A 25,308-nucleotide genomic window follows, 5' to 3' on the forward strand; every position below is an offset into this window, starting at 1 on the left:
AGCCCGATTGGTTCAACTAACCATCAGTTAGGGATGAAGAACCCCCTCACTGATGGAAGTTTCACTTTATAATTAAGTTCTTTCATTTCTCATGAAAATATTCAAAAGATAATGGATTTGGTTTAAGAGTAAAAAAGAGAAATTTCCATCGGTGAGAGGATGAAGAACCTCTCCACTGATAGAAGTTTCTCTTTATTAATGAAGATATAATTTTATAATAAAGTTAGTTTTTCAAACATAGCACTTATTCCTGTATTTGTTTGTCTTCCCAAGCTTCAAATGAAAACGGAATTCCAACCATTTTAGCAGTCAACTCATCGTATGATACTAAATCTTTTTTTGACAATTCTTTTAATGAGCGTTTTCCCATTGCTCTTAATGCCGTTTTTATTTCTTCTATACTTGCCGTTAAGAACTTTTCAGCAGATTTTACCCCATCTTCGACATTAAATTGATCCTTAAATTTCCCGTTGTACCAAACAGCTTGTGTCGGTGGCTCAAAAGGAAGTGCATTGAAGGATTGAGTATGAGAGAGAGAAAATAACATTGCAGAGCCAAGATACACAGCATCAGCGCCGAGTGCGAGCACCTTCAAAAAATGTCCAGGGACCAAAAGTCCTCCGGAGACAATTAAGCTTATTTCTCCTTTCTTATTTCTTTTTTCTAAATGATTCACAGCACGAACGACTGCATGCAATGTTGGAATACCAAAATCATCGCATAAAATAGGTGGAGCCTCTTTCATCGCTGCCTGTCCTCCATCAATCGCGATAAAATCAACACCTTGGTCAATTAAATGATCAATATCTTCTTCAATCTTTCCACCTGCCCCTATTTTCACACCAATGGGGACACCGCCAGATAAACTTCTTAGTTCCTCAACTAGTTCTTTTATATCCCTTAATGTTTGATTTTCAAAAAAATGTTCCAAAATCACAGCATCCTCATTTTCCTTAAGCCCCATCACCTCGCGAGCACGACCTGTTAAATCTTTAGGTTCGATTTTCTTGCCCATCCCGGCTAGTGCCCCTTGACCAAGTTTAATTTCGATCATGTCAGCACGCTTAATCACTTCTTTTTCCTTTGCCCATGCTGTTTTCGAAAACTGTAAAATATACTTCCCGGCTGTGTCTAACTCTTCAGGTAAGATTCCTCCTTCACCGGAGTTAATCGCTGTCCCTGCATTTCTAGCTGCTTCTACTAATGAAAGCCTTGCCTGCTCACTAAGCCCTATCCCATAGCCCATCCCACTGATCATTAGAGGGATTTGAATTTCCAGTGGTTTTTTTGCTTTTGGTCCAATGGTTATTTTTAGATCAACTTCCTCTTCACCATCAATTGGAAATGGTGTCGTTTGTGTAGGGATAAAAGTTATTGGATCTAAGTGCGGCCATTTTTTGGAAGATCCAGCAAGTGGTCGCTGAAGGACGCTGCCTGTTTCTGCACGCAAGCTATTTTCCAGCATATTTTGAATGCCCATATGCCTTAGAGTTGGTATCAACTCTGTAATATTTTCTTGATAATTATCGGTTAAAATAATTTTCCCGTACTTCTTCACCGTTAGTTCTATGATCCAACGCCAACCAATAAATAAGAATAATATTAGAACAAATACAATGGACAACATTGCAAACGCTATATAAATAAAAATGTTCGGCATATTCACTTCTCCGCTATAAATTAAATAGTTGTTATTATCATTATTCCTCAAAGAGAGATAATTATCATTTGATATGAAACACTGCACGGCACTTGAAAATATAACAATAAAGTTGTTTAACGTATTTCCGAAAGAAGTCCCCATCTTCAAGCGCGTGACGGGCAAAAGTCCAGCGGTAAGGTGGGGATGAATTTCGGTTAGGTATAGCCTAACTGATTTGTAAGAACTGCCAATTGTTCGTATGGTGTATACGTTCCATATCTGACATCTTCACTTGCTTATAGGATTTAGAAGGGTTTTGTATATATTGTCCATGGATATCTTGTACGTATACCATTTTTCCTGTAAATCCTGTCACAAATCCTACTTGTCCAAATACCTTTACTTTATCACCTAGATAGATTCCATCTATATGTGGTGTATTTTTCCTGTTCCGTTTTGCACTTGTATTCTTTGTTTTCCTTCCTTTTCTTGCGGTTGCTTCATGCAGGGAGCGTTTTTTCTTTCTAAATTGCTTAATTCGAAACTCACCGCTTTGATCATATTCTTGTATTGGTGTTGGATGGGCAATCGCAATCGCGTCATTTACATGAGTTTTTGATAAACCTAATTCTTTTCGCTTCGGTGTGGTGTAACTGCCGTACGTAATGTCACAATCTAAACGATTCATAATTTGTAAACGCAATACATTCATAAAAGCAGTCTCTTTATATTGTTTCGGTTTTTTGAAACTGTGTTTGATTTTCCCTTGATGAAATTTTTGATGGCATTCATCGTGCACTGTTACAAGATTATCTGCCATATCTGAACCGCCACTGCATCGTTCAATGATATGATGTGTATGTAAAATACCACCTTTCTTCTTACAAATTTGGCAGGTGTAATTGTCTCTAGCGAATACATAATATCTCGTATTCCAAAAGCCAAAGGTATCCCCTTGTTGGTATTCTATTCCTTGTATATCGGGATTTTTTAGCTTTTGTGCATCAAATTTTTCTACTTCGACAATCACTTTTGGAGATGGTAATAACGAGCGAAATATTTCAATCCAATGAATTTGGTTATCCACTCTGCTTTGAACCGATGGCGGCAACCATCCTTCTTTCTTTTTCCGATTGAGAAAACGTGCTTTTCGATATCTTGTTTTTCGTTGTCTTCTACCTCTGCGTAATGTAGCTCTCAGTGTAAGATTTTCTTTGACGTCCTGACGTAACTCAATGGTTCCTTTTGTTAGCACTTTGTCTTCAGTGGTAATCGCAATGCCGATATGCTTTGCTCCGCTGTCAACACCGATTGTGACGGGTTGCACCGCTTCACCTGTAGCATATTGTAATTGAATTGTAAACGGATTGTATCCAATAATCTTTGCTTTTCCTTGTTTGAGAAGAATCCGTGCCTTGCGATGACTGCAAGGCATGAGCGGCTCTCCCCTTAAATTTTTGACAAACACACACATGTTTTGTCCCTCCTAAGAGTTTGTTTCCCTTCGCCAATGTTTGTAGGTGTTGGCAACTTCTCGTGCAAGAAGGCGTGTGGTTGACCGTTCCTTCCCAATCAGAACTGTTACAGAGCCACCATAGAGCCAAGAACTAGGGAATCATTCTTGGGCATGCAACCTACGAACGGAGTCCACGAAAGACCGAGGCTAGACAACCAGGGCTTTTTTCAAGCCCCCACTTCAAAACGTGTTAGTGTTTAAGTGGTGGGTAGTTGACTAGAAAAAAAGTAAAACATACCTCCAATCATCCAGTAAGGCTCCCAGAGTACTAGTCGCCAGAAGGTGGCATAGCTATCTAATTCAAGGTTTAAAACACCAATTGCACTCAAGGATATTGTTATGAAATTGAACAAACCGTATAAAAAAAGTAAAAGTCCACAAATTTTTATTATGAGATAGAGCGACTTTTGAATCCGAGAATTTTCCCATTTAATTAACAACATTATGAGCAATACTACTCCGAGTAATTTTATGAATCCAGTTATCCAAACGATTGCTATAAACGATGGTGTTGGATGTAATGCCATTTCATAAATTGCACCTCCTAGGGATCTAACACCAAACATACCTCCCGCTGCCCAATAGAAACTCAAGACAGAAAATAGAAGTGTCCATATCACTCCTAAATACAAAAAATACTTATTGGTTTCCATAAAAATAGCTCCTCGTATTGAAATAACAATGCTCTTTAATCCTGCATTAACGGGCAGTAAGACCCCCACCTCAAGATTTCGAGATAATCGAAGAAGATAGGTGGTGGATAACTGCCCGTAAAAGCCCGATTGGTTCAACTAACCATCAATGGGGGATGAAAAAAACACTGATGGAAGTTTCACTTTATCCCATTTTGAAGCATTATACTTGTCCACTTTCTTCCTTTAAAGAATGATAGAACGCTGTAGTAACAGATGAAAATTTCTCTTGCTCTTCTAGAAATGGATAATGATTGCTGTGTTCAAAAGAAATAAAAGAAGAGTTTCGTATGCCTTGATGTATTTGTAGGGAAGAGGCAATAGGACATTGAACATCGTGTTTTCCACAAAGGATTAACGTTTTTGTTGTTACACTAGAAAGGTGTTCTCTTAAATCAAAGCTACGAAATTCTTTTGAAAAATAGTTCATACGGCTTGCGGCCATCGTCTTATGAATCGGTTTTGAAAAGTATGTTTCATATTGCTCTGGATGGTATAAAGATAGCTTCGCACGCTTGACTGATAAGGCATTTCTTTCTTCTTTTGTAAGATGCGGCAGTTTTAAATCTTCAATCAGTTGCTGCATATATGCAAACTGCGGATGATCTGGATGATAAATGCAGTCCTTTGTTTTTGTGTAATCGCTGGCAGATGCTCCTACTATTACTAAAGATTGTAAGGATTGTGGATGATGTACAGCATAAAAGATTCCAAGCATGCCGCCGGTAGAGTGTCCTGCAAAATGCCATGTTGAAATGTGTAGCGCTTCTCGAATTGCTTCTAGGTCTTCAACTGTTTCTTCCATACTTAATTCTTCTTCTTTACAAGCAATTACTGAATGACCTGCATCTTTTAGGTTGATTAATATAACTTGATGTGATGATGTAAAGCTATCGGCAAAATAATCGCCAGTTTTGTTAAACTGTGAATATAGGTGTGTCACACAGAGAGGTTCTCCATGTCCTTTTGTAAATAATTCAAATGTTCCTCGCTCTGTATGGATAAGTTGTTGCTTCCACATAAAAGATCACCTTTCATAAAAAAGAATAGGAGCAAATCTCCTATTCTGTTATTTAATATAACGCTTTTTTTGTATTATTCCGAATAATTTCAAGGGATTTTGCCACGGTTAAGGCATTTTTTTCTTCGATTTCTGGTTTTCGAGGGATAGGATTATACATGTTGTTAGGATCTTCCCATGTGAGGGGAAGATCAGCTGTTGCTTGTCCTTTCCAAGCTTCAGTCCATTCTGGAGGGAGATAACCTGAGATGTTCTGGATGTTATTCATTTCGAGCCAAATGAGTGCCCAAGCTCTTGGAATGACGCGCCACATATCATAGCCGCCGCCACCGACTGCAATCCAGCGACCGTTGCAATATTCATGAGCAATTTCATGAGCAAGTCTCGGGATTTCACGGTAAATTTGTATGGTTGAACAAAGATGTGTTAGGGGGTCGTAGTAATGAGCATCAGCTCCGTTTTGCGTTAAAATAATATCTGGTTTGAAATAATCGGCGACTTCACGAATAACAGTGCGATACGCATGTATAAATGAATCATCTTCTGTAAAAGCATCAAGAGGAACGTTAAAAGAATAGCTGTATCCATTTCCTTGACCACGTTCGTTTACAGCACCTGTTCCAGGAAATAAGTAACGCCCTGTTTCATGTAAGGAGATCGTGCATACGTTAGGATCATCATAAAAGGACCACTGCACACCATCACCGTGATGGGCATCTGTATCAATGTATAAAACACGAAGACCATATTTTTGCTGCATATACTTAATAGCAATTGAGCTGTCATTATAAATACAAAAGCCAGATGCTTTGCCGCGAAAGCCGTGATGTAAGCCGCCTCCTAAATTTAGAGCATGTTCTGCTTTTCCTTCAAGGATTGCATCGACCGCAGTTAATGTCCCCCCAACAAGAAGGGCGCTTGCTTCATGCATATTGGCAAACATTGGCGTATCTTCTGTTCCAAGACCGTAGGACATTGCGATTGATTTTTCTAGCGTTCCTTCTCCAGCACGTTTTACCGCATTTATGTACTCCTCTGTATGAATTAAAGCAATTTCTTCATCAGTTGCAATTCGTGGTGGAATGACTTGTGAAGGGTGTATGAATCCTCCTTTTTGGAGTAAATCATATGTCAGCTTTACACGAAGCTGATTAAAAGGATGATCAGGACTAAAGGAATAGCCCTGATAATCTTCTGAGTAAATGAATACATTTTTCATGTTCCCATCCCCGCGATATTCGGCCATAACACACGGTAGCCTTTTTGTTCTAGTTCTTCAATTGCTTTAAGAGGATTCATTGTTTGAATGCGGAAAACAAGAACTTTGTCGCTCTCTTCTTTTGCTGGATAGACGAGAACGCTCACAATGTTAATTTTCAGTTCGCTAAAAACAGCAACAACTTTTCCAAGAATACCAGGTTCATTTTTTATTTGAATTTCAATTTGTGAACTTGGTTGATGAGCACCTGTTAATTTAACGAGCGTATGCAGTACAGTCGATTCTGAAATAATACCGACAAGCTTACCGCTTTTTGTAACAGGAAGACAGCCAATTTTATTTTCAAAAAATAACGTGGCGATTTCTTCAACGAAGTCAAGAGGATGACATGTCATAACGGGATGTTTCATAATACGTTCAACTGGCTCGTTAAGAGCATCCTTTGAAACGTGTTCATCAAGAATAGATGGACTTGCATCTCGAACGTCACGGTCGGAGATAATCCCAACGACTTCATATTTTTCATTTACAACTGGAATGTGACGGATGCTTTTTGCTGCTAATGTTCGTAAAGCTGTTTCAATCGTGTCGTTTGGGCGCAGCGCTGTTACATTTTGATTCATAATTTCTTCAACAATCATGATGTAATCCTCCCTTTTAGTACATGAAACGATTTTGGAAGCGTAAGCGGTCAAACTTTTGAATGGCTTGTGGATCAACGCGTTTTCCGATGCGAACCATTAAGCAGTTTGCTGGATGCGAACAAATTTCAGGATCATCCGTTGCCATCCATTCAAGTCCACCAGCATTCATCATTTTTTCCATTACTTTTCGATATTCCCAAACATTTAAGCCGGTTTGTTTTAAATCCCAGTGCCAATAATACTCAGTTGTTAAAATAATATAATCTTCCATATGATCATCCATCATGGAAACTTCTAATAAATTCTTTCCGACAGCACATCCGCGAAAATCTGCTGCAACCTCAATGGCACCAAGTTCGATTAAATCGTCCATTTTCCCTTCAGACCATCTCTCAAGCGGATCGGGATATAAATATGTTACATAGCCAACAATCGTATGTTCATGACGAGCAATAATGATGCGGGCTTCCGGTAACTTAGAAATTTCGACAATTGCTTTATATTGTTGATCGGCAGGTCGAAAGGCAACTAAATCAGGATGAAACTCATACATTTCTAAATTATGTGCTTGGACAGGACCTTCAATAACTAAAGTTCCTTTCGGCGTTTTCAAGTTTCTTACATTGTACACTTTACTATGAATCAATTTCAGGCTCACCACCTTCAGAGCTTTGTGAATCTACTATCTATTTTCATACTACTGTACTCAGTATGCGATGTGAATCGAAATTTGTCAGTAAAAATTTGTGCGAAATTTGTAAAAAATACTGAAAATTATAAAAAATATATTTATAATAAATACATAGAGTACATAGAAGGGGGATGTAAAGAATGAAAGTAGAAACGCTTCCAGTAATTAAAGGTGAAAATAATTTGTTGAATTATGATGAAGCATATCAAAATTTTAATTGGGAAGAAGTAAATCAAAACTTTTCTTGGCATGAAACTGGGCGAGTAAATATGGCTTACGAAGCAATTGATCGACATGCAAAATCCCACCGAAAAAATAAAGTAGCATTGTATTATCAAGATGGTGAGAGAAAAGAGAAATATACATTTAAAGAAATGATGGAGTTGTCGAATAAAGCAGGAAATGTCTTGAAGAATTATGGGGATGTCGAAAAAGGCGATCGCGTCTTTATTTTTATGCCTCGTTCACCGGAATTGTATTTTGCTTTACTTGGTGCAGTAAAGCTAGGAGCAATCGTTGGGCCACTATTTGAAGCTTTCATGGAAGCGGCTGTTTGCGACCGTTTAGTAGATAGTGAAGCAAAGGTGCTTGTGACAACGCCAGAATTGTTAGATCGCATACCTCTTAATGATTTACCGGCATTAAAAACGGTATTTGTCGTTGGTGAAAATGTAGAAGAAGGCGGTAAAATTACAGCGTTCAACCCACTCTTTGAACAAGCTTCCAATAAGTTAAACATTGAATGGCTTGGAAGAGAAGATGGACTTATTTTACATTATACATCTGGTTCTACAGGGAAACCAAAAGGTGTACTGCACGTTCAAAATGCAATGGTGCAGCATTATCAAACAGCAAAATGGGTGTTAGATTTAAAAGAAGACGATGTATACTGGTGCACAGCTGATCCAGGCTGGGTAACAGGAACTGCCTACGGTATATTTGCACCGTGGTTAGTCGGAGCGTCAAACGTTATTCTAGGAGGACGCTTTAGTCCAGAGGCATGGTATGAAGCGCTGCAAGATTATGGTGTAACGGTTTGGTATAGTGCACCAACAGCGTTCCGCATGCTTATGGGAGCTGGTCAAGAAACACTTAAAAAGTATGATTTATCACAGCTACGTCATGTGTTAAGTGTTGGTGAGCCGTTAAATCCAGAAGTAATTCGTTGGGGAATGAACGTATTTGGCCTTCGCATTCATGATACATGGTGGATGACAGAAACAGGAGGACAAGTTATCTGTAACTATCCTTGTATGGAAATTCGTCCAGGGTCAATGGGAAAACCAATTCCAGGCGTGCAGGCAGCAATTGTTGATAATGAAGGAAATAAAGTGCCGCCATATACAATGGGGAACTTAGCGATTGCGAAAGGCTGGCCATCTATGATGCGTGCCGTTTGGAATAACCCGCAAAAATATGAGTCTTATTTTATGCCAGGAGACTGGTATGTGTCAGGTGACTCTGCGTATATGGATGAAGATGGCTACTTCTGGTTCCAAGGGCGTATTGATGATGTTATTATGACGTCAGGTGAGCGCGTTGGTCCATTTGAAGTAGAAAGTAAATTAATCGAACACGCAGCAGTTGCGGAAGCTGGTGTAATTGGTATTCCGGATCCAGTGCGCGGAGAAATTATTAAAGCATTTATCGCACTGCGCGCAGGATATGAAGCGTCCGATGAATTAAAAGAAGAGATTCGCCAATTTGTGAAAAAAGGATTAGCTGCTCATGCGGCACCTCGTCAAATTGAGTTCCGTGATAAATTACCGAAAACGAGAAGCGGTAAAATTATGCGCCGTGTGTTAAAGGCCTGGGAGTTAAACTTGCCAACAGGAGACTTGTCTACGATGGAAGATTAAATAAGAAAGGTCTGAACTAGACTTGGTTCAGGCCTTTCTTGTTTAGAGTATAGTGAAATTGTGTTCAAATTGTTCAGCGTTACATATAACTTATTGTAATATGTAAAATGCAACAGAGGATGCAAGAAGGTTAATACAATGGTATAAAGTGAAACTTCCATCAGTGGGGATTTTTCTTCATCCCCCACTGATGGAAAGCCCGTCCAATCGGGCTCTTACTGCCCTAAAGTAGCGGGATAAAGAAAAGATTTAATCAGTGGAGGGATGTTAGTGACGCAATATTATCTTTTTGTTGCTATGTCAATTTTTCTTATTATTTTGCCAGGACCTGATACGGGATTAGTAACTCAGAATACAATACTGCAGGGAAAACAAGGCGGAATGAAAACTGTTTTTGGTATTCTATGTGGTTTAAGTATTCATACGTTAGCGGCTGTACTTGGGATTTCTGCAATTCTTGTTAAATCGGCATTTTTATTTTCTATTTTTAAGTATATTGGTGCTATTTATCTTATTTATTTAGGATGCGTATCATTATGGTCTATACGGAAGAAAGGAAAACAAACAGAGGATATTACAGTTAAAAATAAATATCAGGGTGCTCCTTGCTTCCGGCAAGGTTTTCTTACTAATTTGTTAAATCCAAAAGTTGCTATTTTCTTTTTAACATTTTTACCACAATTTATACAGCATGATGGAAATATGTTTTTTCAACTTTTTATTATGGGAATGACATATACAGTTTTAACTTTTCTATGGTTTATACTCTATATTTATTTAATCAATGCAATTCGGACATGGATGAAAAAGCCGTCTACAGAGCGGGCTATTCAAGGTATAAGCGGTTTTGTACTTGTGGCATTTGGTATTAAATTAGCGCTGGAAAAAAGACCGTAGTCATTTTCATAAGTAAAGCTCATTTCTTACTTATGGTTAGCCTAGCTAATCAAGCCCCTGCTACACGTTAGTGTGGGATAAAGTGAAACTGGGGAACTTAAAGGCTTAGGAATTAAACTTGCCGATAGGCGACTGTCTACGATGGAAGATTAAATAAGCAAGTTCTGAACTACACTTGGTTCAGAACTTGCTTATTTTAAGTAGGTTATTATAAAAACGAAAGAACTTATATATACGTGTTTAAGGGGATGTTATTGTGAGAACGGAAAAAGAAAAGATGATATGTGGTGAAATGTATGTGGCCGCTGATCCAATACTAGTACAAGAACGAGAGTATGCCCGAACATTAACAAGAAAGTTGAATGAAATACCAGAAACAAAACATGAGGAGCGACGAGTAATCATAAAAGAGCTATTTGGTTCAACTGGCGATAACGTTCATATTGAACCTCTCTTTAAATGTGATTATGGCTACAACATTCATGTCGGAGAAAATTTTTATGCAAATTTTGATTGTGTGATTTTAGATGTGTGCTCAGTAGTAATAGGGGATAATTGCTTAATGGCTCCAGGTGTCCATATTTACACAGCGACGCATCCTCTTAATCCAATTGAACGAGCAAGCGGCGTAGAATTTGGTAAACCTGTTACAATTGGCAATAACGTATGGATTGGTGGAAGAGCTGTCATTAATCCGGGTGTCACAATTGGAGATAATGTAGTGATTGCATCTGGTGCAGTTGTAACGAAGGATATACGGGATAATGTGGTAGTAGGAGGCAACCCTGCAAGAGTAATTAAAGAAATAAAGTAAAACTTGCCTTAGTGGGGGTTTCTTCATCCACCACTGGCCCAATTGGGCATATGCCAGTAGTTATCCCCCATCTATTCTCTTCGCTTTCTTTGAATCGTGAGGCTGGGGTCTTACTGCCCAAAAGTAGCGGGATAAAGAAATAAAATGATTTTTTGAACCAATTGCCTCCAGTATTTGTATAAGTTTATGACATGATAGATTAGGAGGCGGTTTATATGTCGAATAAATGGATGATAATTTTTGCTTCATTAGGAATTATAGTCGTATTTTCTTGTGGCATGTTATTGCCTATGGCGATTGGATTTAAGGTTTCGATGATCACAGCGGGAATTATGATGGTTGTTATGTTCTCGATTATTATACCTTTTGACAAGAAATATATTGTGAGAAAAAAGGGGAATAAAATCGATTTTACAAAAACAAAAGTTTACTTTCGCTGGAATGTATTTGATACAATCTCTGTCTGTGTTGCGATATATGCTTGTCTATGTGTACAGGCGCTTAATTTTTTAGTTTCAAGCGGATTAACAATTCAAAATCCATATGTGCAGTTTTTTACGAATCAAGCGCAAGTTTGGACATTAGTCGCAAGTATTTATTTAATTAGCCGAATCTCTTTAACGTTAAAAGGGATAAAGGAGATTAAAAAACATGGCGCAAATTGGGATTGAGGAAGAACTCATGCTTGCGTATCAAAATGGGGATAAGCGGGCAGGAGAAAAATTATATATCTTAATCAAACCAGCGTTATATACGTTTTTATATCGCTTTAACCGTGATGAACAGCTGAGCATAGACCTCGTTCAAGATACGTTTTTGACGTTAGAACGTAAGAAACATATGTATGAGATTGAAAAAGGGAAGATTAAAACGTATTTGTTTCAAATTGGTTATCGGCTTATGATTAATAAACTGAATCGAAGAAAGAAATGGCGTTCACTTATACCATTTCTTGTACCGATTCAAGAACAGGAATTTCCGCAGGAAGACCGTCTTACAGTGAGAGAGGCGGTTTTGAAAGTTCCAGAAGACCAGCGAGCGGTCCTTATTCTTTCTTATTATCATGATATGCCGCAAAAGGAAATCGCAGAGGTACTTGATATTCCTGTAGGAACGGTGAAATCGAGGCTTCATAATGGCATTAAGAAATTGAAACAATTGCTGGAGGTGGATGAAATTGAACGAAAATCCCTTTGATAAAGAATATAGATTGAAACAGCATTTAGATAGCGATCATGTGGAAGTTCCTGATTTTCCGCAAAAAGTTAATATGGGAGATCGGTTTTTACGTTTTCTTGCGTCTCCAGCAAAAGATCCTGTGGAAGCAACGATTGGAAATGAGTTATCAATTGTGCTTCATGTATCGTTACTAGCGGGTGTTCCGATTTTTTCTTTGATTATGATATTCATTGTGAGTTTGTAAGATGATTGAACACTGAGAAACTCCCAGCTCTATTTGACATGCCTATATAAATGATGGTATAAAGAAAAGTATATAAATAATTGAGCGTGGAAAGGGAACAGTAGTGATCATTTCCCTGTTTTAGAGAGCTGATGGTCGGTGAAAATCAGCACATAAATGATCGTGAATTACACCTCTGGAGCATCTTTCTTCGATTGGATTTCATCCGAAAGGGGAAAGACGGTGATAAGCCGTTATGTGAATGAAGTGGCAGGCTTTTTGTTTGCAACTAGGGTGGTAACGCGATGAGTAAAATCGTCCCTTATTGAAGGGGCGATTTTTTTATGTTTTTAAAATCCGCGCAAAAACTATTTCTAAAGGAGTGAATTTGATGAACATTTTACAAGATCTTGAGTTCCGTGGTTTAATTAATCAACAAACGGATGCAGAAGGTTTACAAGAGTTGCTAGAGAAAGAAAGTGTGAAATTATACTGTGGCTTTGATCCGACAGCTGACAGTTTACATATTGGTCATATGCTTCCAATTTTAATACTACGTCGCTTCCAGCAAGCAGGGCACCAACCAATCGCACTTGTTGGCGGAGGTACAGGTTTAATCGGTGATCCAAGTGGTAAAAAAGCAGAGCGTACATTAAATGAGAAAGAAACAGTTGCCTTTTTCAGTGAGCGCATTAAAGAGCAGCTTTCTAGCTTCTTAGATTTTGAAAAATCAGGTAATCCAGCGATTATCGCAAACAACTACGATTGGATTGGTTCTTTAGATTTAATCACATTCTTACGCGATATCGGTAAAAACTTTGGTTTAAATTACATGTTAGCGAAAGATACAGTTGCATCTCGTTTAGAAACAGGTATCTCATTTACAGAGTTTAGCTACATGATTTTACAATCATACGATTTCTTAAACTTATACCAAACATACGGCTGCAAATTACAAATTGGTGGTAGTGACCAATGGGGGAACATTACAGCTGGTCTTGAATTAATCCGTAAATCAGAAGAAGATGCGAAGGCGTTTGGATTAACAGTACCGCTTGTAACGAAATCTGACGGTACGAAGTTTGGTAAAACAGAAGGCGGCGCAGTTTGGTTAGACCCAGAAAAAACAACGCCATACGAGTTCTACCAATTCTGGATTAATACAGATGATCGCGATGTTGTTAAATACTTAAAATACTTCACATTTTTATCTCATGAAGAGATTCTTGAATTAGAAAAACAAGTAGCAGAAGCGCCGGAAAAACGTGAAGCACAAAAAGCATTAGCTTCTGAAATGACAAAACTTGTTCACGGCGAAGCTGCATTAGAGCAAGCAATCAAAATTTCAGCAGCATTATTTAGCGGTTCTGTTGCAGAATTATCAGCAGCAGAAATTGAGCAAGGCTTTAAGGATGTACCATCTGTGGAACGTAGTGTAGAAGATGCATTATTAGTGGATGTACTTGTGGAAAGCAAAATTTCACCATCAAAACGTCAAGCGCGTGAAGACATTACAAATGGTGCGGTTTATGTAAATGGTGAGCGTACACAAGAGTTAGACTACACGGTAACAGAAAAAGACCGTATTGAAGGCAAGTTTACAATCATTCGCCGCGGTAAGAAAAAATATTTCTTAATTCGTTACTAATATGCGAAAAAGCGTAAGAATCCTTACGCTTTTTGCATTTTAAAGGAGAGGAGTTAATATTTTGGATATTCAGAAATTTTTTGAAGAGTATATTTTAAACCCAGAAAAATTAATGAGCTTTGGGGGAACTATCCTAAGAATTATTATTATTTTTATTGTTGCAAAAGTGGTTATTCGCGTAACTTGTGTAGGAATTGAACAAATTTTTAAGATGAGCAGCAAAGCGCCTGTGCGTACGAATGAAAGACGTGAGGCGACATTAACGAAGCTTTGTCAAAATATTGTTCATTATGTTGTGTATTTCATGGTAGTTGTGACGGTTTTAGACACAGTAGGAATCGATATTAAAGCACTTCTTGCTGGGGTGAGTGTTGCCGGTTTGGCAATTGGTTTTGGTGCGCAAAACTTAGTAAAAGACATTGTAACAGGATTCTTTATTATTTTTGAAGATCAATTTTCAGTTGGCGATAAAGTGAAAATCAATGATATCGATGGTATCGTCGAAGAAGTAGGGCTTCGTACGACGCAGCTAGTTGCAGAAGAAGGGGAGATTTACTTCATTCCAAACAGCTCAATTACAAAAGTTGTGAACTACTCTTTAGGAGAAAAGCGTAAAGAAATAGCGTAAGAGAATTTAGATGAAAAAAGACTTTGGTGATCCCGGAGTCTTTTTTTGTTTAAAAATTTTCCGTATGTTCACTTCAAGTTCATAACAAGCATGTATGATGTAAGTATCATAAGTGATAGAAAAAAGGAGCTTAACTATATGTCACTAGAAGCATTAATTATCTTTTCGTTACTGAACGCAGGACAGCTAGCAGAAAATGAAAAAAGCCACTTACAAAAAAATCAAAGTGAACAACATGTTTATGTAGAGAAACAAGAACCTAATGAAACCATGAATATAAAGCTTAAATAATAATTTTTATAAAACGAAAAAAGCCAATCCAAAAGGATTGGCTTTTCGTCATTAACGAGAGTAGAACTCTACGATTAACGCTTCGTTGATTTCAGCAGCTAACTCAGCGCGCTCTGGTAAGCGAGTGAAAGTAGCTTCTAATTTGTCAGCATCGAAAGTTAAGTACTCAGGTACGAAGTTGTTAACTTCAACTGCTTCTTTAACTACAGCTAGGTTTTGAGATTTTTCGCGAAGGCTGATTGTTTGGCCTGGTTTAACGCGGTAAGATGGGATATCAACGCGAGCGCCATCTACCATGATGTGACCGTGGTTTACTAATTGACGAGCAGCGCGACGAGTGCGAGCTAAGCCCATACGGTAAACTAGGTTGTCAAGGCGAGCTTCAAGAAGGATCATGAAGTTTTCACCGTGTTTACCCATCATTTTACCAGCTTGGTCAAACGTGCGACGGAATTGACGCTCAGTCATGCCGTACATGTGACGAAGTTTTTGTTTTTCTTGTAATTGTAAACCGTATTCTGAAAGTTTCTTACGTTGGTTAGGACCGTGTGGACCTGGTGCGTAAGGGCGTTTTTCTAATTCTTTACCTGTGCCGCTTAGAGAGACTCCAAGACGACGAGAAAGTTTCCAAGATGGACCTGTATAACGAGCCATGAATGACTCCTCCTTTAAATGTTTTTATTTTTGTAAAATAAAAACAGACGTAATTGACATTTATGCGTATTTCATTTTCATGTACCCTCGCTCCAGCAGCAGGGAGTTACACGATACACCTCTTCGTGAGGAACAAAATACAAACAATAAACTCATATTACAAGGCTGCCTTTTTATTTTACACAAAGGCTATTATATCTGTTTATCGGGAGAGAGTCAAGAAGATCAATTTTCATTTTATACATATAAATTTTGGAAAAATGCAAGAAGGAATTTTAAGAATGCTCATGGAAAGGATAGCAACAGATAGAAAGCGTTTACATAATATGAAGTATAAGGGGGATGTTTGTATGAAAAAGAAACATATCGAAACGACGCTAGTTCATCACGGGTATGATGCTGCGCAGTATAAAGGGAGTTTAACACCGCCGTTATTTCAAACATCTACGTATACATTTGAAACAGCTCAGCAAGGGGAAGCGAGTTTTGCTGGATATGATTCAGCTTACATTTATTCTAGACTTGGCAATCCAACAGTCGAGTTATTTGAAGAAAGAATGGCAGCTTTAGAAGAAGGGGCAGCTGCGCTTGCATTTGGCTCTGGAATGGCAGCTATTTCAGGGACGCTTTTAGCCTTTTTAAAAGCGGGAGATCATATTGTTTGTTCTAACGGATTATACGGTTGTACGTATGGATTTTTAGAAGTGTTAGAGGAGAAATTTGCAATTACGCATACATTATGTGAGATGGAAACAGAAGCAGAGATTACAAATAGTATTCAACCGAATACAAAGATCATTTTTGTAGAAACACCAATTAATCCAACGATGAAACTTATTGATTTAGAACTTGTTGTAAAAGTAGCAAAGCAGCATGGGCTTCTCGTTATTGTTGATAATACGTTTTGTTCGCCATATTTACAAAGACCGCTTACCTTAGGCTGCGATGTTGTTTTGCACAGTGCGACAAAATATATTGGCGGTCATGGTGATGTTGTCGCGGGTGTTACGATTTGTAAAACAAAAGAGCTTGCAGAAAAAATTCGTCCAATTCGCAAAGATGTTGGAGGGATTATGTCACCATTTGATGCATGGCTGCTTTTGCGCGGTTTAAAAACATTAGCAGTGCGGATGGATCGCCACTCTGAAAATGCAGAAAAAATTGCTGCTTTTCTGAGAAATCATGAACTAGTAGAAGATGTTTGGTATCCAGGAGGAATGCTTGCGAATAAACAAATGAAGCGCGGCGGTGGAGTGCTGTCGTTTACAGTAAAAGGTGGAAAAGAAGAGGCACAGGCTTTGATGGATAGCTTAAAGTTAATTGCAATTGCAGTTAGCCTTGGTGATACAGAAACGTTAATTCAGCATCCAGCAACGATGACACATGCGGTTATTCCAAAACATATTCGTGAGCAGATGGGTATTTATGATAATTTATTGCGCTTATCTGCAGGACTTGAGGCGTGGGAAGATGTCGTAGTAGATTTAGCACAAGCGCTGCAAAAAGAAAAAACGGCTCTATCTTAAGAGCCGTTTTTCTATATATGTTTTAATAAAGTTTCTACAAATTTCTCTAAATATGTTTGATCGATTTCATCAAAACGACCTTTATTTGGGCTATCGATGTCTAATACGCCGATGACTTCATCGTTTTTGATAAGTGGTACAACAACTTCTGAATTAGAAGCTGCATCACAGGCGATATGTCCAGGGAACTGATGAACATCAGCGACAAGTTGCGTCGTTTTTGTTTCCGCTGCTGCGCCGCATACACCACGGCCAAATGGGATACGAACGCAAGCTGGCAATCCTTGAAATGGTCCAAGTACAAGCTGATTCCCTTCCGTTACATAAAAGCCCACCCAGTTAATATCTTGTAAAAACACATTGAGCAAAGCAGATGCATTTGCTAAGTTAGCTACTACATTTGACTCACCTGTTAATAATGCATCGAGCTGTTTTATTACTGTTTCGTATTGCTCCTCGCGTGTACCTGTATATCCTTCTGATGTAAACATAAAAACGCCGCCCTTTCTCTAGTAAAATGTAAAATCATCGCAAAATAAGCTATAATTCGCATGACTTTGTCGATAGAAAATTAAAGGAATTTGTCTTAAAAGTCAAGAAATTTACATAAAAGTGAAACTTTCATCAGTAGAGGAGGGCGTCCTCCTTTGATGGCTAGTTGAACCAACGGGCTCTTACTGCTTGCTAAAGAATAAAAGCTGTTCTACGAAAGGGAGTGAGTAAGTATATGACACAGGCAAGACAGAAGATTATTGATGCGGCAATTTCGCTATTTTATGCGAAAGGATATGATGGTACATCGGTGCGTGATATAGCAAAACAAGCAAATGTCAATGCTGCCAATATTTCGTATTATTTTGCTGGAAAACAAGGATTGCTGGAACAGTTGGTGTCAGACTTTTTAGAGGGGTACTTACGTGTAATTGAAATAACATTTGAACAGCGGAATTTTTTGTCTTCAAAAGAAGTATTATTTCAGATGGTACGCAATATTTTACAATATCAATTTGAGCGAAGAGAGCTAACTCGTTTCTTTTATAGAGAACTTTCATTAGATAGCACATTAATTCGAGAAGTAATGACAATTTACTTTTCGAAAGAGAGATATTATGTGGAACAACTTATTAGACAAGGTCAGGAAAATAAAGAATTTCAAAAAGTATCCTTCACGATGTTTATGACGCAGCTGAAGGGGATGATCAGTATGCCATATTTATATCCGCAATATATATCGGAAGTGCTGCATTCATTTCCGTCAGAAGTGTTTTTTATTGAAATGTATATAAAGGAAGTAGAGCAGTGGATAGAGAAAACTCTTTGTATAGAGCATTCGCATTATCGTCTGCCGAGAGCGGCTTATGTATAAAGAAAATCGAAAAACATAAAAACAGCTTGTTACCAGTATGTATGGGAACGAGCTGTTTTTATGTTTACTTCCTAATGAAATAGTATCTTCTTTTTTGTATTCTTATATAGTAGTATATCAATGAGATGGTAATAGTACTTACTTTATACAGAAGAGAAATACTGTTTTTAGCAATTATAACTTTTGGTTAGAGGTGTAACCATAATGAATTTGGAGGTAGTAAATTCTTTCGTTAAATTTTTCTAAAAACTAGGCCAAAAACATATGATTACATGGTATGATTAGTACATTGACAGTTGTTAAATATAGGGGATTTTCCTTTTCTTACATAACGCCTTCCATTTCAAAAAACGGAACGGACAAAAAACAAGATAAATAGGAGGCTTTTGAATGGATTCAATTTTAACGATCGTTATCATCGTAGTAAGCTCTATTTTGCTCTTCCTCATAGTAGAGCTTGTGATGAGAAATCGTTTATATAAAGATATCGAGGCATTGCAGCAATGGCAGCAAGAAATTAAGGATAAGCCTGTTGCAGATGAACTGAAGAGAGTAAAAGAGTTAAATATGACCGGACAAACAGAAGAACTGTTTGAGAAGTGGCGAAATGAATGGGATGAAATTGTTGCTAATATTCTTCCGAAAGCAGAAAAAGAATTAGAAAGCGCTCAAAAGCTTGCCGCGCAATTTTCCTTCCGAAAAGCAAAACATATAATGAATGAATCCATTAGCGGTTTAGATGAAGCAGACCATCGGATTACTGATATTTTAAATGAATTGCAAGAGTTGTTGGAAAGCTATGAGAAAAACAATTCAGAAATTGAACAGTTACGTGATACATATCGGAATATGAAAAAGAGTGTGCTTGCTCATCGCCATATGTTTGGCTCAGCAGAACAGAAAATTGAAGAGTTACTTGATGTAGAGTCTAAAAAATTTCAAACGTTTGAAGAAGCAACGCAAAATGGAGATTATTTAAAAGCGCGTGAAATTGTTAGGAGTTTAGAAGAAGGACTATCAAATTTAGAACTAATTGTGCATGAAGTGCCCGATCTATTAGTAGAATGTCAAGCGACATTACCAGTACAATTAGAAGACTTAACACAAGGTCACGACGATATGAAAAAGCAAGGCTATGTATTAAATCATTTGGAAATCCCAAAAGAAGTAAGAGAGATGAACAAACAACTGCAAACATGTCTTGCGGATTTAGAATATCTACATGTGTTGGAAGCAAAAGAAAAAATCGATGTTTTAAAAACGCAGCTCGATACGTTATACGAACAATTGGAATTAGAAGTGAGAGCGAAATATTATGTTGAGCAACAGACAGCAACTGTATACGAAGATTTAGAAACAATTCGAGAGCAGGCGCTGGAAACAAAAGCAGAAACACAATTTGTGAAGCAAAGTTATCAGCTGCAAGATAAAGATATTGAATCACAAAAAATAATTGAAAAACAAATGCATATTTTGATGAAGCGTTTTGAAGTATTACAACTTCGTATTGCAGAGCAAGATATCGCCTTCTCTGTCATTCGAGAAGAGTTAGAGGAAATTTACGAGCAATGTGAAACATTGAAAGTACTTCACGCTGAGTACAAGGATATGTTACAAACAATGCGTAAAGATGAATTCGAAGCACGTGAAGCGTTACGAGAAATGCGCCATACAATAATGGAATCAAAACGTATGATGCAAAAATCAAATTTACCAGGTTTGCCAGATAGCATCATGGTTGATTTGCAAAACGGCCAACAAGCGATGCAAAGTGTGTATGAGCAGCTGGAATTAAAACCGCTGAATATGGGCGTGGTAAATGGTACGTTAGAAGAAGCAGTAGCTATTGTAAATGGTGTATATGAAGCAACGCAAGAATTAATTGAGCAAGCATATTTAGTAGAGAAATTAATTCAGTATGGTAATCGTTATCGTAGTCATGATGATATGCTGGCGCGAAGTTTAGATAACGCAGAGCGATTATTTCGTGAATATGAATACGATGCAGCTCTCGAACAAGCAGCTTCTGTATTAGAACAAATTGAGCCAGGTGTTGTCCAAAAGATTGCTGGATTTGTTGACATAGAACAAACTCCTTAATATGTATTAAGGGGTTTGTTTTTTTTGTTCAAATAACTTTTGTATGCGTGATGATGCAATATTGCTATAATGAATAGCGGAATATGGAGCGTTTTTTAGTTAAAAGTAGAAAAGCATACTTCCGCTTTAATGACGGAAACTATGAGCATGCTTAGCGTAAACGCATGAATTTGTGATATGATTGTGTGATGTGATATCGCTGAAAGGGGAAGAACGATGATCTATTTTGATAATAGTGCAACGACAAAACCATACCCGGAAGCCTTGCAATCTTATGTAACAGTTGCAGGAAAATATTTTGGAAATCCTTCTTCTATTCATTCCCTTGGGGGAGAATCAGAGCGTTTATTAACGCAATCACGTGCGATTGCAGCTCAGCTTCTTCATGCAAAGCCTTCAGAAATTATCTTTACGTCTGGAGGAACAGAAGGGAATAACCTTGCAATTAAGGGGATTGCGATGAGAAATCGCTCCCGCGGCAAGCATATGATTACAACAAATATTGAACACGCTTCTGTGTCTGAATCATATAAACAGCTAGAAAATCTTGGTTTTGACGTTACATATTTACCTGTAAATGAAAATGGTGTTGTATCGGTAGAAGATGTAAAACGTGCTCTTCGAGAGGATACAATTCTTGTTTCCATGATTCACGTTAATAACGAAACAGGAGCGATTCAGCCTGTTGGTGAAATTGGAAAGTTGTTAGTGGACTATCCGAAAGTACGGTTCCATGTGGATCATGTGCAAGGAATTGGAAAAGTACCACTTGACTTTTATGAAAATCATATTGACCTTTGCACGATTTCTGGGCATAAGTTCCATAGTGTGAAAGGAACAGGGCTTTTATATGTTCGTGATGGCGTTAGACTTGATCCAGTTTTATCAGGTGGTGGACAAGAGTTGCGTTACCGTTCTGGTACAGAAAACTTGCCGGGAATTGTTGCAATGATAAAAGCTTTGCGAATGACATTAGAAAAGCAGTCAGAGAATATCATGTATCTTCAAACATTAAAAAAAGAACTCATTCATGTTTTTAATGATATGGAGGATGTTACAATTAATACGCCGAATGACCATACGGCACCGCATATTTTAAACGTATCATTTGTAGGATTAAAGCCAGAGGTTGTTGTACATGCCTTAGAAGAACGTGATGTGTATGTATCGACAAAGTCTGCTTGTTCTTCAAAAGCAAACGAAATCAGCCATGTTTTACTGGCGATGGGCTTACCGCATGCAGTAGCAGCAAGTGCGATTCGCGTGAGTCTAGCGCCGGAAAATACGATGGAAGAAGTAAAACAATTCGAAGGAATTGTAAAAGAAACATTGCCAAAATTATATGAAGTGATGAGGTAAGGAAAGATGATGACATACGAATATATTTTAGTTCGTTACGGCGAAATGACAACAAAAGGAAAGAACCGTTCTAAATTTGTAAGTACGTTGAAAGATAACGTAAAACATAAGTTGAAGAAATTTACAAATTTAAAAATTGATGCAACGCATGATCGGATGTATATTCAATTAAATGGTGAAGATCATGAAGCGGTTGCGGAGAAGTTAAAAGACGTGTTTGGTATTCATAAATTTAACTTGGCTATGAAAGTACCAACAGATTTAGATGAAATTAAAAAAGGTGCACTCGCTGCTTTCCTGCAAGTAAAGAGTGAAGTAAAAACATTTAAAATTACGGTTCATCGTTCTTATAAGCACTTTCCGATGCAAACGATGGAATTGCTTCCAGAAATCGGCGGGCATGTTTTACAAAATACAGAGGATATTACAGTAGACGTTCATAATCCAGATGTAAATATCCGTGTTGAAATTAGAAGCGGTTATAGCTATATTATGTGTGATGAGCGCATGGGAGCTGGCGGTCTTCCAGTTGGTGTTGGCGGAAAAGTCATGCTTCTTCTTTCTGGCGGTATTGATAGCCCGGTTGCAGCTTATTTAACAATGAAACGCGGCGTATCAGTGGAAGCTGTTCATTTTCATAGTCCGCCATTTACAAGCGAACGCGCGAAGCAAAAAGTTATCGACTTAGCACAGGAGTTAACGAAGTATTGTAAACGTGTGACACTTCATCTCGTACCGTTTACAGAAGTGCAAAAAACAATTAATAAAGAAATTCCATCTAGCTATTCGATGACAATTATGCGCCGTATGATGATGCGCATTGCAGAGCGTATTGCAGAAGAGCGTAACGCGCTTGCTCTTACGACAGGGGAAAGCCTTGGCCAAGTGGCAAGTCAAACATTGGATAGTATGCATACGATTAACGAAGTGACAAATTATCCAATTATCCGTCCACTTATTGCGATGGATAAGCTAGAAATTATTAAAATTGCAAATCAAATCGGTACGTATGACATTTCGATTCGTCCGTATGAAGATTGTTGTACAGTATTTACTCCAGCGAGTCCAACAACAAAACCGAAGCGTGAAAAAGCAAATAAATTTGAATCATACTATGATTTTACGCCGCTTATTGAAGAAGCAGTTGCCAATACAGAGAAAATGGTATTACAAACAGTAGAAGTAGCAGAAGAAGAACAATTCGAAGATTTATTTTAAAACCATAAATTACCATTAAAAGATACGTATGAAGCCATATGGTTTATCACACTCTATACTCACAAGGAGGTGATACCATATGGCAAACACAAATCAATTAGCAGTTGCTGGTGCGCAAGCTGCTTTAGATCAAATGAAGTATGAAATCGCTCAAGAGTTTGGTGTACAACTTGGACCAGATGCAACATCTCGTGCTAACGGATCTGTTGGTGGAGAAATCACAAAACGTTTAGTTGCAATGGCTGAACAACAATTAGGCGGTTTTCAACGATAACAACCATATATAATGGCTTAGAGAGAGCGGGATTCCCCGCTCTTTCTTTTTTTGTCAAAAAATAAGAGAAAACATCTACTATTGTAGCCAACTAGTCAAAATATAAACCAATTTGTCAAAAGAAGATAGTTTCGAATTAACAGAAAATTCTTTATCATCGGCAGAAAACCCTTTATTATTGACAGAAAATTCTTTATTATTAAGGGGAAGTCGTATATTGTAAAGGGGGAAGCGTATGAGACGTGTGAGCCGTGAAGAGTTATTGGCACCGCCGACGTATAACTTAGTAGAAGAGATGGAGCGTTATGCAAAGCAACCAAATAAGCTTGCGCTTATTTGGCAAGATGATCAAGGTAATAAAAAGAAAGTGACATATGGGGAATTGTTACAAGGGGCAAATAAAATTGGAAACGCTTTTATAAAAAGGGGTCTGAAAAAAGGGGACAAGCTTCTAATTATGATGCCTCGTCTTATTGAAACATATATGACGTATATTGCCGCAATTAAAGCGGGATTTGTTGTCATTCCAAGTTCAGAAATGCTGCGTAAAAAAGATATTGAATACCGCATTGCACATGGAGAAGTAAAAGCGATTGTGAGTTATGAGCCGTACGTTAGACAATTCGACGGAATCGAAGCAATGAATTCGCTTTATAAATTTGTATTAAGTGAAAGACCGTTAGACGGTTGGAGCAATATAAGGGAAGCGCTTGAAACAGAGAGTGATGTACTAGAAATGGCAGAGACAAACTGTGATGATATGGTCTTTTTATCATATACATCTGGAACGACAGGCAATCCAAAAGGTGTTGTACATACACATGCTTGGGCGTATGCTCATCTTCGTACGAGCGCTGCAAATTGGTTAGCAATTGAAGAAAATGATGTTGTATGGGCAACAGCAAGTCCAGGATGGCAAAAGTGGGTTTGGAGTCCTTTTCTTGCAACACTTGGTTCAGGCGCAACGGGATTTGTGTATCACGGGAAATTTGACCCGGCAACATATTTACAATTATTAAGTGATAATAAAGTAAATGTATTGTGTTGCACGCCGACTGAATATCGTTTAATGGCAAAAATAGAAAACTTGCAGCAATATGACTTGTCTTCCCTGCATAGTGCTGTTTCAGCAGGAGAGCCATTGAACAGAGAGGTTATTAATACATTCCGAAATTATTTTCATGTAACGGTTCGCGATGGTTATGGCCAAACAGAAAATACATTACTTGTTGGTGTATTAAAAGGAATGGAAACAAAGCCTGGTTCGATGGGGAAACCAACGCCAGGTAATCAAGTTGATATTGTTGATGAGGATGGTAAACCAGTTCTTCCGGGAGAAGTAGGAGATATTGCGGTACACATCAAAACACCAGCATTATTTAAGGAGTACTATAAAGACCCGGAACGTACAACTATGCAGTTTCGCGGTGATTATTATATTACAGGTGATCAGGCGAAAAAGGATGAAGATGGCTACTTCTGGTTTGAAGGGCGAGGCGATGATATTATTATTAGTTCTGGTTACACAATTGGACCGTTTGAAGTGGAAGATGCACTTGTGAAGCATCCATATGTAAGAGAATGTGCTGTTGTGGCAAGTCCAGATGAAATAAGAGGGAATGTCGTAAAAGCCTTTATTGTTTTACAAGAGGGGATAGAGGAACAAGATGAAATGTTAATTCCGCTTCTGCAAGAGCATGTGAAAGAATTAACAGCACCTTACAAATACCCGCGGAAGATTGAATTTGTGAAAGAACTTCCAAAAACAATTTCCGGTAAAATTCGCCGCATTGAACTGCGAAAGCGTGAAATGGAAATAGCTGCGAAGTAAAGTGAAACTTCCATCA

General features: G+C 38.0%; 25 protein-coding genes and 1 other annotated feature. Of the genes, 16 read left to right on the plus strand and 9 right to left on the minus strand.

Annotated features, from left to right (window positions below):
- Positions 1–244: 244 nt before the first annotated feature.
- From LRP84_RS02730 to LRP84_RS02760, 7 genes are all read right to left on the minus strand, one after another.
- Positions 245–1,660, minus strand: coding sequence for an FMN-binding glutamate synthase family protein (locus LRP84_RS02730; RefSeq protein ID WP_230573674.1), 1,416 nt, complete (start codon positions 1,658–1,660; stop codon positions 245–247).
- 208 nt (positions 1,661–1,868) lie between these two features.
- The gene (iscB, locus tag LRP84_RS02735; protein ID WP_230573675.1) at positions 1,869–3,116 is read right to left on the minus strand and encodes an RNA-guided endonuclease IscB; all 1,248 of its coding nucleotides are present in this window, start codon (positions 3,114–3,116) and stop codon (positions 1,869–1,871) included.
- Between the two features lie 239 nt (positions 3,117–3,355).
- Positions 3,356–3,811 carry a DUF3995 domain-containing protein gene (locus LRP84_RS02740; protein ID WP_230573676.1) on the minus strand — a complete coding sequence of 152 codons (456 nt, stop codon included), beginning with the start codon at positions 3,809–3,811 and terminating at the stop codon, positions 3,356–3,358.
- Positions 3,812–4,013: 202 nt separating this feature from the next.
- On the minus strand, positions 4,014–4,871 hold the full coding sequence (locus LRP84_RS02745; RefSeq protein ID WP_230573677.1) for an alpha/beta fold hydrolase: 858 nt from the start codon (positions 4,869–4,871) through the stop codon (positions 4,014–4,016).
- Positions 4,872–4,923: 52 nt separating this feature from the next.
- A complete protein-coding gene (locus tag LRP84_RS02750) occupies positions 4,924–6,090 on the minus strand; it encodes an acetoin utilization protein AcuC (protein ID WP_230573678.1) in 1,167 nt (388 codons plus the stop codon).
- Positions 6,087–6,731, minus strand: coding sequence for an acetoin utilization AcuB family protein (locus LRP84_RS02755; protein WP_098305451.1), 645 nt, complete (start codon positions 6,729–6,731; stop codon positions 6,087–6,089). The genes LRP84_RS02750 and LRP84_RS02755 overlap by 4 nt, the downstream gene beginning before the upstream one ends.
- 16 nt (positions 6,732–6,747) lie before the next feature.
- Positions 6,748–7,380, minus strand: a complete 633-nt coding sequence (locus LRP84_RS02760) for a GNAT family N-acetyltransferase (RefSeq protein WP_230573679.1) — start codon at positions 7,378–7,380, stop codon at positions 6,748–6,750.
- Positions 7,381–7,565: 185 nt separating this feature from the next.
- Here LRP84_RS02760 and acsA point away from each other — a divergent pair, with 185 nt between their 5' ends.
- From acsA to LRP84_RS02805, 9 genes are all read left to right on the plus strand, one after another.
- Positions 7,566–9,284 (plus strand): acetate--CoA ligase, encoded by a 1,719-nt coding sequence (gene acsA / locus LRP84_RS02765; protein WP_230573680.1) that lies wholly within the window; start codon positions 7,566–7,568, stop codon positions 9,282–9,284.
- Positions 9,285–9,548: 264 nt separating this feature from the next.
- A complete protein-coding gene (locus LRP84_RS02770; protein ID WP_230573681.1) occupies positions 9,549–10,181 on the plus strand; it encodes a LysE family translocator in 633 nt (210 codons plus the stop codon).
- 256 nt (positions 10,182–10,437) lie between these two features.
- Entirely contained in the window at positions 10,438–10,995 is a 558-nt protein-coding gene (locus LRP84_RS02775) for a maltose acetyltransferase domain-containing protein (protein ID WP_230573682.1), read from the plus strand.
- 215 nt (positions 10,996–11,210) lie between these two features.
- Complete coding sequence (locus LRP84_RS02780) at positions 11,211–11,666, plus strand: hypothetical protein (protein WP_230573683.1); 456 nt, start codon at positions 11,211–11,213, stop codon at positions 11,664–11,666.
- Positions 11,647–12,192: an RNA polymerase sigma factor gene (locus LRP84_RS02785; RefSeq protein ID WP_230573684.1), complete on the plus strand. Its 546-nt coding sequence runs from the start codon at positions 11,647–11,649 to the stop codon at positions 12,190–12,192. The genes LRP84_RS02780 and LRP84_RS02785 overlap by 20 nt, the downstream gene beginning before the upstream one ends.
- Complete coding sequence (locus tag LRP84_RS02790; protein ID WP_230573685.1) at positions 12,173–12,418, plus strand: hypothetical protein; 246 nt, start codon at positions 12,173–12,175, stop codon at positions 12,416–12,418. The genes LRP84_RS02785 and LRP84_RS02790 overlap by 20 nt, the downstream gene beginning before the upstream one ends.
- Before the next feature lie 78 nt (positions 12,419–12,496).
- Positions 12,497–12,723 (plus strand) — a binding site (T-box leader).
- A 65-nt stretch (positions 12,724–12,788) separates the two neighbouring features.
- Positions 12,789–14,045 (plus strand): tyrosine--tRNA ligase, encoded by a 1,257-nt coding sequence (gene tyrS, locus LRP84_RS02795; protein ID WP_230573686.1) that lies wholly within the window; start codon positions 12,789–12,791, stop codon positions 14,043–14,045.
- A gap of 61 nt (positions 14,046–14,106) precedes the next feature.
- On the plus strand, positions 14,107–14,673 hold the full coding sequence (locus LRP84_RS02800; RefSeq protein ID WP_230573687.1) for a mechanosensitive ion channel family protein: 567 nt from the start codon (positions 14,107–14,109) through the stop codon (positions 14,671–14,673).
- Positions 14,674–14,811: 138 nt separating this feature from the next.
- The gene (locus tag LRP84_RS02805) at positions 14,812–14,964 is read left to right on the plus strand and encodes a transporter (RefSeq protein WP_230573688.1); all 153 of its coding nucleotides are present in this window, start codon (positions 14,812–14,814) and stop codon (positions 14,962–14,964) included.
- 51 nt (positions 14,965–15,015) lie between these two features.
- On the opposite strand, the gene rpsD is transcribed toward LRP84_RS02805, so the two are convergent.
- On the minus strand, positions 15,016–15,618 hold the full coding sequence (gene rpsD / locus LRP84_RS02810; RefSeq protein WP_230573689.1) for a 30S ribosomal protein S4: 603 nt from the start codon (positions 15,616–15,618) through the stop codon (positions 15,016–15,018).
- A gap of 350 nt (positions 15,619–15,968) precedes the next feature.
- On the opposite strand from rpsD, the gene megL reads away from it, so the two are divergent.
- Positions 15,969–17,144: a methionine gamma-lyase gene (gene megL, locus LRP84_RS02815; protein ID WP_230573690.1), complete on the plus strand. Its 1,176-nt coding sequence runs from the start codon at positions 15,969–15,971 to the stop codon at positions 17,142–17,144.
- Positions 17,145–17,155: 11 nt separating this feature from the next.
- Here the strand turns inward: megL and LRP84_RS02820 are convergent, their stop codons facing one another.
- A complete protein-coding gene (locus LRP84_RS02820; protein WP_230573691.1) occupies positions 17,156–17,635 on the minus strand; it encodes a GAF domain-containing protein in 480 nt (159 codons plus the stop codon).
- 236 nt (positions 17,636–17,871) lie between these two features.
- On the opposite strand from LRP84_RS02820, the gene refZ reads away from it, so the two are divergent.
- From refZ to mbcS, 6 genes are all read left to right on the plus strand, one after another.
- Entirely contained in the window at positions 17,872–18,510 is a 639-nt protein-coding gene (refZ, locus tag LRP84_RS02825) for a forespore capture DNA-binding protein RefZ (protein WP_230573692.1), read from the plus strand.
- 390 nt (positions 18,511–18,900) lie between these two features.
- The gene (ezrA, locus tag LRP84_RS02830) at positions 18,901–20,610 is read left to right on the plus strand and encodes a septation ring formation regulator EzrA (RefSeq protein WP_230573693.1); all 1,710 of its coding nucleotides are present in this window, start codon (positions 18,901–18,903) and stop codon (positions 20,608–20,610) included.
- Positions 20,611–20,826: 216 nt separating this feature from the next.
- The gene (locus LRP84_RS02835) at positions 20,827–21,969 is read left to right on the plus strand and encodes a cysteine desulfurase family protein (protein WP_230573694.1); all 1,143 of its coding nucleotides are present in this window, start codon (positions 20,827–20,829) and stop codon (positions 21,967–21,969) included.
- A 6-nt stretch (positions 21,970–21,975) separates the two neighbouring features.
- Positions 21,976–23,187, plus strand: coding sequence for a tRNA uracil 4-sulfurtransferase ThiI (gene thiI / locus LRP84_RS02840; RefSeq protein ID WP_230573695.1), 1,212 nt, complete (start codon positions 21,976–21,978; stop codon positions 23,185–23,187).
- 79 nt (positions 23,188–23,266) lie between these two features.
- Complete coding sequence (locus tag LRP84_RS02845; protein ID WP_098305423.1) at positions 23,267–23,461, plus strand: alpha/beta-type small acid-soluble spore protein; 195 nt, start codon at positions 23,267–23,269, stop codon at positions 23,459–23,461.
- A gap of 244 nt (positions 23,462–23,705) precedes the next feature.
- Positions 23,706–25,292 carry an acyl-CoA synthetase MbcS gene (mbcS, locus tag LRP84_RS02850; RefSeq protein WP_230573869.1) on the plus strand — a complete coding sequence of 529 codons (1,587 nt, stop codon included), beginning with the start codon at positions 23,706–23,708 and terminating at the stop codon, positions 25,290–25,292.
- The last annotated feature ends 16 nt before the right edge of the window (positions 25,293–25,308 follow it).

The organism is Bacillus rhizoplanae, from assembly GCF_917563915.1.
GTDB lineage: Bacteria > Bacillota > Bacilli > Bacillales > Bacillaceae_G > Bacillus_A > Bacillus_A rhizoplanae.